Raw genomic sequence first — 12,776 nt, 5'->3', positions numbered from 1 at the left:
TCCCAGGAACGACCCTTAGCCTGCCCCGATGCACTTTCTGCGAACCCGGCTCGCCCGCACCGCTGCCCTGGCGCTCCTGCTGGCCGTCACGGGGTTTGGCAGTGCCTCGCGCGCTGCTCCAGACCCTGCACGTACCGCCACCCCGTCGACCTCCACCACCCCGTCGACCTCCGCCACCCCGTCGACCTCGACCGCCCCGTCGACGCCTTCGCCGACAGACCCGCTGACCGGGACTTCGTCCGCGTCCCCGGCTGTCGTGGTGGGGCTCGGTGACTCGGTCACCGCGGGGGGCGCCTGCGACTGCACGCCGTTCATCGAGCTCTACACCACGATGCTGGGCGAGCACGCCAGCCGTCCGGTCCAGGCGGTCAACCTCGGCCGCGGGGGGCTGACGACCGACACCCTCGCCACCCAGCTGGGCTCGCCCGCCACCCGTGCCCGGCTCGCGCTGGCCAGCCAGGTGGTGGTGACCATCGGCGCGAACGACCTGATCGCCCTGATCTCGCGTTGGCAGTCCGGCGACTGTGACTCGTCCTGCGTGGGACATGCCACGGCGGCCATGGGGCAGCGCCTGCGGGCGACCCTGGCCACAGTGCACCAAGAGACCCCACCGACGGCTCGGGTGCTGGTGACCACGTACTGGAACGTCTTCGAGGACGGCGACGTCGCGGACCGGGACTACGGCAAGGGCTTCGCCGGGTGGAGCGACCGGGTGACGCGGTCGGCCAACGCGCAGATCTGTGCGGCGGCCAGGGCCGCAGCCCAGACCTGCGTCGACCTCTACGCGCCGTTCGAGGGCGACGGGAGCGGCAACCCCACGGCGCTCCTGGCCGACGACGGAGACCATCCGGACGCCGCTGGCCACCGGCTCATCGCCCGGACCCTCCTGGATGCGGCAGGCTCGTCCGGCTGAGGGCTGTCCCCGATGGTGCCCTGGGGCGGCGGCATACTTGTAGGCATGGGGTCGCCCAGCCGGGCGGTGCAGGCGATGGCGGCAATACCGCGTCACGACTTCCTGCCTGTCGACCAACGTGCTCATGGTCGCCGTGACGCACCGCTGCCGATCGGGCACGGCCAGACCAACAGCCAGCCCACGACGGTCCGTCACATGCTCGAGCTCCTCGACGTCCAGCCTGGGGACCGCATCCTCGATCTCGGCTCCGGCTCAGGGTGGACGACAGCCCTGCTGGCCTGGCTGACCGGCCCCACCGGCTGGGTGGTCGGCGTGGAGAGAGTCGCCCAGCTGGTTACCTTCGGTGCCGAGAACCTCGCCCGCGCACGCATGCCGTGGGCCCAGATCCGCGCCGCGGTACCTGGCCGTCTCGGACTACAGGCCGCAGCTCCGTTCGACCGGATCCTCGTCTCCGCGCAAGCCGCCTCCCTGCCCGCTGAGCTCGTGGCTCAGCTCACTCCCGAGGGGGTCCTCGTCATCCCCGTCGCCGGGCGCCTGCTCCGCGTGCAGCCTGGAGCGCCCCACCCTCGCGTCGAGGAGTACGGGCGCTACCGCTTCGTGCCCTTGGTCACCGACCCTCTGCAGGAGCAGGCGTCCGACCGGGCGTGACTCCGCCCTCCTCGACCCCTCAGCCGCTGCGGAACGCGCCGGGCAGCTGGGCGTTGTTGACCAGCCCCACTGCCAGCCAGCAGGCGAACATCGACGACCCTCCATACGACAGGAACGGAAGGGGCAGCCCGGTCACCGGGGTGAGCCCGAGGTTCATCCCCACGTTCTCGAAGACCTGGAAGAGGAACCACGCCGCGACCCCGACGGCGGTCAGCCGTCCGAACGCGTCCTGGGCCCGGGCCGCGACGAGCACGGCGCGGACCACGAGGAAGCCGAGGAGCAGGAGCAGGCCGGCCGCCCCCAGGAACCCGAGCTCCTCCCCGCCACGGAGAACACGAAGTCCGTCTGCTGGAACGGGATGAAGCCCCGCTGCGTCTGCCGGCCGTGGAAGAGGCCCTGCCCGTGGAGGCCACCCGAGCCGATCGCGATCCGTACCTGTCGCGTCTGGTAGCCGATGCCCTGAGGGTCCGCCTGAGGGTTCGCGAAGGCGGTCAGCCGGTCTCGCTGGTACCCGCTCAAGACGGGCGTCGTGAGCGCGAGCACCGTCCCGGCGACCACGAGGGTGGTGCCGACCGCCAGCCACCGCGCGGGCGTTCCTGCCACCACGAGCACGCCCACAGCGAGCGCGCCCAGCACGAGAGCCGACCCGAGGTCCGGCTGAAGCATGACCAGCCCGACGGGGACCCCCGCCACAGCCACGGCCAGTGCGAGGTCCCGGTGGTCCAGCTCTTCCTGGCGGTCGAGCCGCTCCCCCAGGATGACAGCGAGTCCCAGACACAGCGCCGCCTTGGCGAACTCCGACGGCTGGACCGAGAAGCCCGCCGGGAGCAGGATCCAGGAATGCGACCCGTTGACGGTGGAGCCGAGCGGGGTGAGGACCAGCACGAGCCCGGCCACCGAGCCGAGGTAGAGCAGGGGCGCCAGCGCCCGCAGCCGCTGGTAGCCCAGCTGCGTCACGGCCGCGGCGAGACCTACGCCGATGGCCGTGTTGACCAGGTGACGGACGAGGTACGCCGCACCTGCCTGGTGGCGCGTCGCGGACCAGACGAGCAGGGCGCCCACCAGGGACAGCCCGAGCGCCGCCACGACCAGGCCCCAGTCGGACCGGGCCCAGACCCGCCGGTTCCGACCGTTCAGGACGGGACGATGGAGGTGAGCACCTGGCGGCACTTCTCGATGTCCCCTGCCATGGCCGTCAGCAGCTCCTCGACCGACTCGAACCGCAGCGTCGGCCTGATGTGCTCGACGAACTCCACGGCGACCCGCTCGTCGTAGAGGTCGAGGTCGGTACGGTCCAGCACGTACGCCTCGACGGTGCGCAGCGTGCCGTCGAACGTGGGGTTCGTGCCGACCGAGATGGCACACGGCAGCGTGCGGTCCGGGCTGTCGTCCGCCAGGTCCAGGCGGGTCAGCCATCCGGCGTACACCCCGTCCGCAGGCACCAGACCGAGGGAGTCGCCGGAGAGGTTCGCGGTGGGGTACCCGAGCTCGCGGCCGCGGTGGGCGCCGTGCACGACCGTTCCCCTCATCCGATGCGGTCGGCCCAGGATGGCGGCCGCCTCGGCCACCTCGCCTGCGGACAGATGGCGCCGCACCGCAGAGGAGGACCAGCGCTCGCCCTCCCCCAGATCTTCGAGCACGACCACGTCGAAGCCGTGCACCGCTCCCAGCGCGGCCAGCGTCGCCACGTCCCCGGTGTAGCCGCGACCGAAGCCGCGCGCGTCCTCACCGACCACGACGGCCTGGGCCCGAAGGGTGTTCACGAACGTCTGGACCACGAACTCCTCCGCGGTCAGCTGGGCGAACTCCCGGGTGAAGTCCAGCACCAGCAGCCCGTCGACACCGGTGGACTCGAGGAGCTCCGCACGCAGCGGGCCGGGCGAGATGAGCTCCAGCCCCCGCTCCGGGTGGAAGATCGCCGCCGGGTGCGGGTCGAACGTCACCGCGACGCTGGGAAGGCCGCGACGGCTCCCTTCCTGCACCAGCCTGGCGAGCACGGCCCGATGGCCGAGGTGTACGCCGTCGAAGTTCCCGAAGGTCGCCACACACGGTCGCAGCGTGTCAGGGGTCTGCGCGGGGTCGGTCCAGGCGTGCACGGAGGACACTCTACGAACCCGCCGGAGCGAAGACGACGTGCGACCTGGCTTTCGGTCCGGACTCGTCGAGCAGTGCCATTAAGCGGCCGTCCGGGGCGAAAGCGGCGACGGGGTCGGTGCGGCCCGGGACGGCGGACTCGACGCGCTGCCCGTAGCCGACGGCGACGGCCTCCTCGCTGCTCAGCTCACGGACGGCGAACTGGGCTCGCGCGGCGTCTGTCAGAGGCGTCACCGGCACGGACTCCGGGTCTCCCCCGTCGCCGAGCCCTTCCAGGGCATGCGCCTGGTCGAGGGTGAACGCGCCCACTCGGGTGCGGCGCAGGCCGGTCAGGTGGCCACCGACGCCCAGCGCTGCGCCGAGGTCACGCGCGAGGGCCCGGACATAGGTGCCGGAGCTCACCGTCACCTCGACGTCGAGATCGAGGACCGGTACGCCGTCCACCTCCGCGTCGCGAGCGGCCAGCACCTCGAACCTGCTCACGGTGACCGGCCTGGACGGCAGCTCGACGTCCTCGCCGGCGCGGACGCGGTGGTATGCGCGACGGCCGTCGACCTTGATGGCGGAGACCGCGCTCGGGACCTGCTGCAGGTCCCCGGTCAGCTCCGCCACGGCTGCGGAGACCGCGGCGCGGGAGACCCCCTCCGTGCCTGCTGCGGCGGTCACCTCGCCCTCGGCGTCGTCGGTCGACGTGCTCTGCCCGAGACGCACCGTCGCGCTGTAGTCCTTGTCGCACCCCACGAGGAAGGTGAGCAGCCGGGTGGCCCGGCCGATGCCGAGGACGAGCACTCCGGTCGCCATGGGGTCGAGCGTGCCGGCGTGGCCCACCTTCTGGGTGCCGCAGACGCGGCGCGCCCGGCCCACCACGTCATGGCTGGTCCACCCCGCCGGCTTGTCGACGACCAGAAGGCCGTCAGGCGAGGGCATCGGCGTCGTCGCCATCCTCGTACTCGTGCTGGTCAGGGCGACCGTTGCCATCCCGGTCGGTGTCCGTCTCGGCGTCCAGGTCGCCATCCTGGCCGACGCTGTCGCCTTCCGTGACGGGCTGCCCGTCGTCCTCGGGCCGGCGGTAGGGGTCGGGCTCGCCGGCGTAGGAGGCCTTGGCCGCGGCGGCCGCCACGGCAGCGTCCCGCTCCTTCGCCTCCCTCAGCAGCTCCTCCAGGTGGGCTGCGGTCTCCGGGATGGCGTCGGCGATGAACTCGAGGCTGGGAGTCAGCCGGATCTTGATCTGCTGGCCGACGAAGGAGCGCAGCCGCCCCTTGTTCTTCTCCAGCAGGGCGGCGGTCCGCTCTCGTTGGGTCTCGTCGCCCAAGACCGTGTAGAACACCGACGCGTGCTGCAGGTCGTTGGTCACCCGCACGTCGGTGATGGTCACGAAGCCGAGGTCCGGGTCCTTGACGATCGGCTCGAGGTTGGCGGCCACGAGAACCTTGATCCGGTCGGCGATCTTGCGGGCGCGTCCGGCGTCGGCCACGGAGTCCTCCTGAAGGTCGGTCGTGGGTGGGACGGGCGTGCCCACCCTAGTTCCTGGTGCCGAGCCCTCCGGCTCGGCGTGGGCAGGGGCCCGTACCGGAGGACCGGTACGGGCCCCTGCGGGCCACGCGGCATACGAGCCAGGGCTTCGCAGCCGTCAGTCGCGCGGCTTCTCGCGCATCTCGTACGTCGAGATGAGGTCGCCGAGCTGGAGGTCGTTGAACGACCCCAGGTTGATGCCACACTCGAAGCCCTCGCGGACCTCGGTGACATCGTCCTTGAACCGGCGCAGGCCGGCGATCTCGACGTTCTCGGCCACGACGACACCGTTGCGGGTGATCCGCGCCTTCGTGCCTCGCCTGATCTCGCCACTGCGCACGATCGACCCCGCGATGTTGCCGAACTTGCTGGAGCGGAAGATCTCGCGGATCTCGGCGGACCCGAGCTCCACCTCCTCGAACTCCGGCTTGAGCATGCCCTTCAGGGCAGCCTCGATCTCCTCGATGGCCTGGTAGATCACCGAGTAGTAGCGGATCTCGACGCCCTCGCGCTCGGCGACGTCGGCGTTCTGGCCCTCGGCGCGGACGTTGAAGCCGATGATGATCGCGTCGGAGGCCATCGCGAGGTTGATGTTGTTCAGCGTGATGGCGCCGACCCCGCGGTCGATGATCCGCAGGTCCACGTCGTCGCCCACGTCGATCTGGAGCAGCGCGTCCTCGAGAGCCTCGACGGAACCGGAGACGTCGCCCTTGAGGATGAGGTTGAGCGTCTCCACCTTGCCCGCCGCCAGCGCCTCGTTGAGGTCCTCCAGCGAGATGCGCTTGCGAGCCTTGGCGAGCGCGGCCTGGCGGTCCGCGGCCTCGCGGCGCTCGGCGATCTGCCGGGCCGTCCGGTCGTCGGGCGCGACCACGAACGTGTCGCCCGCGCGGGGCACGGAGGACAGGCCGAGCACCTGCACCGGGCGGGAGGGACCCGCCTCGGTGAGGTTGTCGCCGTGCTCGTCGAGCATCGCCCGCACGCGGCCGTACGCCGAGCCGGTGACGATGGCGTCGCCCACATGAAGCGTTCCCGCCTGTACCAGGACCGTTGCCGTGGCACCGCGGCCACGGTCGAGGTTGGCCTCGATCGCGACACCGCGAGCGTCGCGGTCCGCGTTCGCGCGCAGGTCTAGGGCGGCGTCGGCAGTCAGCAGGACGGCCTCGAGGAGGGCGTCGATGTTCTCACCGGCCTTGGCCGACACGTCGACGAACATGGTGTCGCCGCCGTACTCCTCAGCCACGAGGTTGTACTCGGTGAGCTGCTGACGCACCTTGGACGGGTTGGCGCCCTCGACGTCGATCTTGTTGACCGCCACCACGATCGGCACGTCAGCGGCCTGCGCGTGGTTCAGCGCCTCGATGGTCTGCGGCATCACACCGTCGTCCGCCGCGACCACGAGGATCGCGATGTCCGTCACCTTGGCGCCACGGGCACGCATGGCGGTGAACGCCTCGTGACCCGGGGTGTCGATGAACGTGATCGGACGGTCGACGCCCTCGTGCACCTTGTGGACCTGGTAGGCACCGATGTGCTGCGTGATGCCGCCCGACTCCCCTCCGGCGACGTCCTCGTTGCGGATGGCGTCGAGGAGGCGTGTCTTTCCGTGGTCGACGTGACCCATGACGGTCACCACCGGCGGTCTCGGCTGCAGGTCCTCGTCGTCCTCACCCTCGATCCCCGTCTCGAGGTCGATGTTGAAGGAGTCGAAGAGCTCCTTCTCCTCCTCCTCGGGAGAGACGACCTGAATGTCGTAGCCGAGCTCGGCGCCGAGCACCTTGAAGGTGTCCTCGTCGAGGGACTGCGTCGCCGTGGCCATCTCACCGAGGTGGAACAGCACCGTGACGAGAGAGGCCGGGTTGGCGTTGATCTTGTCGGCGAAGTCGGTCAGCGACGAGCCACGACGCACCCGGATGGTCGTCGAACCGTCGCCGCGAGGCACGGTCACGCCACCCAACGAGGGCGCCTGCATCTGCTCGAACTCCTGGCGCTTGGCGCGCTTGGACTTCCGGCCGCGTACCGGCCGGCCACCGCCACGGCCGAAGGCGCCAGCAGTGGAGCCGCGACCGGCGCCACCGCGGAAGCCGCCGCCACCAGGGCGTCCGGCGAAGCCGCCGCCACCGCCACCGGGAGCACCGGCACCGGGCCCACCGGGACCCCGACCGCCACCAGGGCCGCCGGGTCCACGAGCGCCGCCGCGTGCGGGACGCTCACCAGGGCGCCCCACCGCACTGCGGTCGGGCATCATGCCGGGGCTGGGACGCGGTCCGCCGGGACGAGGACCGCCCGGTCCAGAGGTCCCGCCCGGGCGTGGGCCAGCGGCGCCCGGCCGACTCTGCGGGCGCGGCATGCCCTGGCTCGGTGCAAAGGGGTTGTTCCCTGGACGGGCCGCGCCCTCGCGGGCACCGCCCTCTCGGGGGCCTGCGTCACGACCGCCGTCACGACCGCCGTCACGCGAGCCCGTGCGCATGCCCTGGGAGGGCGCGAACGGGTTGTTGCCCGGACGCGGGGCGCCGGGCCGGGGCCCGCCACCGGGGCGCGGCGACGAGGGCACCCTGGGCCCGGGCTGCCCACCGTCGCGGGCACCCTGGACCTGCTGGCGCGCCGCGGGAGCGACGGGAGCCGGGGCGGCGGGGGCCGGAGCCGACGGTGTGGGGGCAGAAGGCGCGGGAGCCGAGGGCGCCGGAGCCGAGGGAGCCGCCGCAGCAGGGCGCGGCGCAGCCGGCGCCTGCGGCGAGCGCTGGACCGCCGGGCTCGGCGCCGCGGGAGCGGCCGGGGCGGGCGCCACCGGAGCAGCCGCCGCGGGACTCGCCGCGGGCGCGGGGGCCGCGGGGCCGGGCCGGACCCCAGTGGCGGGGCCGTTCTGGACCGCCGAGGGAGCGGGTGCGGGCGCAGCCGGGGACGGCGTGGCCGCAGCCTTCTTGGCCGGGGACTTCTTGAGGTCCTCCGGGAATGTCTCTGTCGCCTTGCGGACGACCGGTGCCTCGATCGTCGAGCTGGCAGTCTTGACGTACTCGCCGATGCTGTTGAGGTGGGCGATCAGCGTCTTGCTGTCGGTGCCCAGCTCCTTGGCGAGCGCACTTACACGGACCTTTGCCACGTTTCTCCTGTTCCTGGTCCGTGCGAGCGTGTCAGGTGACAGGCGCGGACCGTCGTTACTGCTGGGGGGAGCTCATTGCTGAGTTCTCATCGGGTGCTCATCAGCGTCAAACCCGCTTTCGGTTCCCGTGTGCGATGGATGGCGGTGCTTGGTGGACGTCCTGCTCGTGGTCCCGGTCCACACCCTTGACGTACGCCGCGACCGCCTCCGGGTCGGGGGCGGCCCGGACGCGCAACGCGCGACCGAACGCGCGGCGGCGTAGGGCCTGGTCGAGACAGTCGCCTGTGGGATGCAGCCATGCGCCGCGCCCCGGCAGGCGTCGTCGTGGGTCGGGGGTCAACCGGATGGCTCCGGTCTCGTCCGTCTCCGCGACCACTCGCAGGAGTGCCGACCAGCTATCCGTCCGACGGCATCCCACACACGTCCGGGTGGGTTGCCCGTGCGAGGTGCGGGGGGTGGTGCTCGATGCCGCAGGCCGGAGTCCAGTCCGGTCGGTCTCCACCAGTCTATCCCCTACTGGCCCGCGGCAGTGTCACTCGCACCGGATGCATGCTGGCGGGGGCGCTCCCCCTGCGCATCCTGACCGCTGGGGTTGTCCGGGCGGATGTCGATCCGCCAGCCCGTCAGCTTCGCCGCCAGCCGGGCGTTCTGGCCCTCCTTGCCGATGGCGAGCGACAGCTGGTAGTCGGGCACCACCACCCTGACCGACCGCAGCTGGGGGTCGACGATCTCCACCGACTCCACCCTCGAGGGTGAGAGAGCGGCGGCCACGAAGGTCCTGGGGTCGTCGGAGTAGTCGACGATGTCGATCTTCTCGCCATGGAGCTCCGTCATGACGGCGCGGACCCTGGCCCCCATCGGCCCGATGCAGGCCCCCTTGGCGTTGAGCCCAGGAACCTTGGAGTGGACGGCGATCTTCGTCCGGTGTCCCGCCTCCCGGGCGAGGGCGGCGATCTCCACCGAGCCGTCCGCGATCTCGGGGACCTCCAGGGCGAAGAGCTTGCGCACGAGGTTGGGGTGCGTGCGCGAGAGCCCGATCTGTGGCCCCTTGGGCCCTCGCCGCACGGACACGACGAAGCAGCGCAGCCGCTCGCCGTGGACATAGCGCTCGCCCGGCACCTGCTCGGCGAGGGGCAGGATGCCCTCGACGGTGCCGAAGTCCACGGTGACGTGACGAGGGTCGGGGCTCTGCTGGATCACGCCGGCGACGACGTCGCCCTCCCGGCCCTTGAAGTCGCCCATGATCTGCTCGTCCTCGAGGTCGCGCAGCCGCTGCACGATGACCTGCCGAGCGGTGGCGGCCGCGATGCGGCCGAAGCCGGTGGGCGTGTCGTCGAACTCGGGTCCGAGCTCGCGGGGCGGCCGGTCCTCGCCCTCGGCGGGCTCCGGCTGCTCGATCTCCTCCCTGGCGAGCACCACGACGTGGCCCGACTTCCGGTCGAGCTCGACGCGGGCGTTCCGGTAGGCGCCATCGGTGCGGTGGTAGGCCACGAGCAGCGCCTGCTCGATCGCAGGGATCAGCACGTCGAGGGAGATGTCGCGCTCGCGTTCCAGGGCCCGCAGTGCGGCGAGATCGATGTCCATGTCAGCTCTCCTCGTCGAGGTCGTCGGTATCCGGCTCGTCCACGCTGTCGGTGTCCGGCTCGTCCATGCTGTCGGTGTCCCGCTCCCCGTCGGCAGGCCGCGAGAACTCCACCTGGACGACGGCCTTGGACACGTCGGCATACGGCAGGTCCACCATGCTGGCCGGCTGCTTCCTGGTCGCCGGGACCTGCACCGTCAGGGTGTGCGCGCCGGCACGGACGATGCGGCCCGTGAGCGGCTCCGCCTCGGTGCGCGTCAGTGTGACGAGGCGGGAGACGTTGCGGCGGAAGTGGCGCGGCTCGGTCAGGTGGCGGTCGACCCCCGGAGAGGTCACCTCGAGGGTGTAGGGCTGCTCGCCCATGGCGCCGGTGTCGTCCAGGGCGTCGCTCACCGCTCGGGTGGCGTCGGCGACCTCGTCCAGGGTCAGTGGAGGCGTCGGCGTGACACTGTCCGCGCCGGAGTCGTCGAGCCGGCGGTCGATCCAGATGCGAACCAGACGCCTCCTGCCAGCAGGCGTCACGGCGATGTCCTCGATCAGCAGTCCGAGGGCGCCGAGCGGCCCTTCCACTGCCGGACGAATCTGCTCCTTGACGCTCACTGACTCGTCCTCTCTGAAGTTTGGTGGCCGTGCGCGTCCACTCTATCGGCGGGGTGGAAGGGTCGCATGCCCCCCTCGGGAGGCGTGCCATGATCGGCGCATGCCGCAGGGCCCGCCCGCCGACCCGGTGCGTCACACTCGCCGCGGACTGCTTCTTGGTGCTCTGAGCGTGACGGCGACGATCTCGTTGGCGGCGTGCGGGATCCGGCTCGAGGACGACGCCCCAGCGGTCCCTGGAGTACCGGTGCGACACCCCGTGCCCGGCGAGGACTTCCTGCTCAGCCTGCGGCACCACACCTCCCAGCTGGCCGACAAGGCGGCGGCGCTGCGCGGCGCAGCGACGGGCCTGCCGGCGCGGTTGGCGGTCCTGCACCGGCGCCAGGCGGCGGTGCTCGAGGCGGAGCTGCTGCGGCTCGGGGTCCCGAGGGCCGTACTGGACCATGCCGCCCCGGCCGGGGGCGCCATGACCGCTGCGACGTCTGGGGCCACGGAGACGACGGCGAGATCTACGACGACAACGACGTCGTCGAGGGGGGCCACAGCTACGGCGTCTGCGACAGCGGGCAGCGGCGGCCCGACGCCGCCAACCCCGCCGGCCTCGGCACCGCCGGGGCTGGCGGCCGCAGAGGTGCTGGACCTGGGCCCTGGGGCGATGTCGTCCTTGGCGACCGTCTCGTCCACGGCCAGGCCGCTGGTGGGCTCGCTGCTGGCCCAGCGGGCCGCCGCGGCAGCCCTGCTCGGAGAGCCGTACCCGTGGCCCGACCAGACCTGGAAGGAGCCATCCCTCGCGGCCTCGTTCCTCGACAGCACCCGGGCAGCCGTCTATGCCTTCGAGGTCGTGGCGGCCCAGTCGCTGGACGGCGCCCAGGGCACTTTGGCGAAGGGGACTCTACGGGATCTCCAGTCGCGCGCCCTCGTGCAGGAGACCCTGGCCGGCGCATCGGCCGGCCCGCCCGCGCTGGCCTATCCGCTGCCGTTCCCGGTCACCACTCCGGGCCAGGCCCGCAGGCTCGCCGTGTCAGCGGTGACCCAGCTCCGCGCCGCCGTGGCCGGCGACCTGGGCTCGGCGGGTTCGGACGCCGGGCCGCTGGGCGCCGTCGTGCAGTGGCTTGCGGACACGGAGGTGCTGGCGTCGAGATGGGGCGTCGCACTGGCCCCCTTCCCCGGGCTCAGATGACCCGTACGGAAGACGCTGCCGGCCTGGTGCCCGCCGCGTTCCGTTCCGGGGTACGACGTCTCACCGCTGAGCAGGGCGCAGTGAGCGGTCCGTCCGGCGCCGAGTGGTCCGACCGCCTCCCCCGGCTCCTCGCGGACCTGCTGGACGACTGGGACCTGGAACCGGTCGGTCCTGGCGCCACCGGGTGGACCGCCGTCGTCGTCCCGGTGCGCCGAGCCGGAGAGCCGTGCGCGCTCAAAGTGGCCTGGCCCCACCTCGAGGGACGTGAGGAGGCGCTGGCGCTGCGTCACTGGCAGGGTCGAGGAGCCGTGCGGCTCATCCAGGCTGACCCGAGCCGCGGTGCGCTGCTGCTGGAGTGGCTGGACCCCTCGCGTGATCTGCGGAGCGTGGACGTCGACACGGCCTGCGAGGTTGTGGGCGGCCTCCTGGCGGAGCTGGCCGTGCCGGCACCGCCCGGGCTTCGGCTCCTGTCGGTCTTCGCTCGCGAGCAGGCCGACAGGTTGACCGCCTCGGCAGGGGTGCTACCGAGGCGGATGGTGCGACGGGCGGCCGGGCTGGTGGAGGACCTGACGGCAGACGGCAGCTGCGACGCCACGCTGCTGCACACCGACCTGCACTACGAGAACGTCCTCGCCGGCCAGCGCTCGCCATGGCTTGCCATCGACCCGCACCCCATGGCGGGCCACCGGGCGTTCGAGCTGCAGCCGTTGCTGCGCAACAGGGTCGAGGAGCTGGGAAGCGGCTCGGCGTTCCGTTACCTCGTGCGCCGGAGGCTGGAGATCGCCGGCGCGGCGGCCGGCCTGGACGAGCAGGAGGTCCTGGCCTGGAGCTACGTCCACACGGCCATAGAGGCGGGTTGGGCAGCGGCGGACGGCGACTCCGAAGGCGTGACCCTGAACATCGCGCTCCTCAAGGCCCTCGACGGCTGAGTCCACCCGCGGCTCGGACACAGTGGTTGCCGTGCGGCGCGCACAGGAGCACGCTCGGAACGGTGGACCTTTCCCCCCACCAGACGGCATACCGGACGAAGGAGCCCGTCATGAGCGCATCGCAGGCACCGGTACGGGAGAAAGCCCCGAAGCGGGACCGCACGCATTATCTGTACATCGCGGTGGTCATCGCGATGGTGTTGGGGATCATCGTCGGGTTCGCG

Annotated in this window: 11 protein-coding genes and 1 pseudogene; 4 read left to right on the top strand and 8 right to left on the bottom strand. The window is 72.0% G+C overall.

Going from position 1 to position 12,776, the window contains the following annotated elements; translation table 11 throughout:
* Positions 1-28 precede the first annotated feature (28 nt).
* Entirely contained in the window at positions 29-913 is an 885-nt protein-coding gene (locus PHA84_RS20155; RefSeq protein ID WP_270889933.1) for an SGNH/GDSL hydrolase family protein, read from the top strand.
* Between the two features lie 45 nt (positions 914-958).
* Positions 959-1,561 (top strand): protein-L-isoaspartate O-methyltransferase family protein, encoded by a 603-nt coding sequence (locus PHA84_RS20150; protein WP_270889932.1) that lies wholly within the window; start codon positions 959-961, stop codon positions 1,559-1,561.
* A 19-nt stretch (positions 1,562-1,580) separates the two neighbouring features.
* On the opposite strand, the pseudogene rodA reads toward PHA84_RS20150, so the two are convergent.
* The 8 genes and pseudogenes from rodA to rimP all read right to left on the bottom strand — a co-directional run bounded on the left by rodA (position 1,581) and on the right by rimP (position 10,446).
* Positions 1,581-2,623 (bottom strand): annotated as a pseudogene (rodA, locus tag PHA84_RS20145) (rod shape-determining protein RodA).
* Between the two features lie 71 nt (positions 2,624-2,694).
* Complete coding sequence (locus tag PHA84_RS20140) at positions 2,695-3,657, bottom strand: bifunctional riboflavin kinase/FAD synthetase (RefSeq protein ID WP_270889931.1); 963 nt, start codon at positions 3,655-3,657, stop codon at positions 2,695-2,697.
* Between the two features lie 10 nt (positions 3,658-3,667).
* Positions 3,668-4,582 (bottom strand): tRNA pseudouridine(55) synthase TruB, encoded by a 915-nt coding sequence (gene truB, locus PHA84_RS20135; RefSeq protein WP_270889930.1) that lies wholly within the window; start codon positions 4,580-4,582, stop codon positions 3,668-3,670.
* Complete coding sequence (gene rbfA / locus PHA84_RS20130) at positions 4,569-5,129, bottom strand: 30S ribosome-binding factor RbfA (protein ID WP_270889951.1); 561 nt, start codon at positions 5,127-5,129, stop codon at positions 4,569-4,571. Before rbfA ends, truB begins: the two co-directional genes overlap by 14 nt.
* A 156-nt stretch (positions 5,130-5,285) precedes the next feature.
* Positions 5,286-8,264, bottom strand: a complete 2,979-nt coding sequence (gene infB, locus PHA84_RS20125; protein WP_270889929.1) for a translation initiation factor IF-2 — start codon at positions 8,262-8,264, stop codon at positions 5,286-5,288.
* Between the two features lie 106 nt (positions 8,265-8,370).
* Positions 8,371-8,640, bottom strand: coding sequence for a YlxR family protein (locus PHA84_RS20120; RefSeq protein ID WP_442952950.1), 270 nt, complete (start codon positions 8,638-8,640; stop codon positions 8,371-8,373).
* A 137-nt stretch (positions 8,641-8,777) separates the two neighbouring features.
* The gene (nusA, locus tag PHA84_RS20115; RefSeq protein WP_270889927.1) at positions 8,778-9,848 is read right to left on the bottom strand and encodes a transcription termination factor NusA; all 1,071 of its coding nucleotides are present in this window, start codon (positions 9,846-9,848) and stop codon (positions 8,778-8,780) included.
* Position 9,849: 1 nt separating this feature from the next.
* Positions 9,850-10,446 carry a ribosome maturation factor RimP gene (gene rimP, locus PHA84_RS20110; RefSeq protein ID WP_270889926.1) on the bottom strand — a complete coding sequence of 199 codons (597 nt, stop codon included), beginning with the start codon at positions 10,444-10,446 and terminating at the stop codon, positions 9,850-9,852.
* Between the two features lie 100 nt (positions 10,447-10,546).
* Here rimP and PHA84_RS20105 point away from each other — a divergent pair, with 100 nt between their 5' ends.
* A complete protein-coding gene (locus PHA84_RS20105) occupies positions 10,547-11,623 on the top strand; it encodes a DUF4439 domain-containing protein (protein ID WP_270889925.1) in 1,077 nt (358 codons plus the stop codon).
* Positions 11,620-12,552, top strand: coding sequence for an aminoglycoside phosphotransferase family protein (locus PHA84_RS20100; RefSeq protein WP_270889924.1), 933 nt, complete (start codon positions 11,620-11,622; stop codon positions 12,550-12,552). Before PHA84_RS20105 ends, PHA84_RS20100 begins: the two co-directional genes overlap by 4 nt.
* The last annotated feature ends 224 nt before the right edge of the window (positions 12,553-12,776 follow it).

Origin of the sequence: Pedococcus sp. 5OH_020, from assembly GCF_027812955.1 — a bacterium.
In the GTDB taxonomy this organism is placed as follows: Bacteria; Actinomycetota; Actinomycetes; order Actinomycetales; family Dermatophilaceae; genus Pedococcus.
This window is presented reverse-complemented; position numbering and strand designations above follow the sequence as displayed.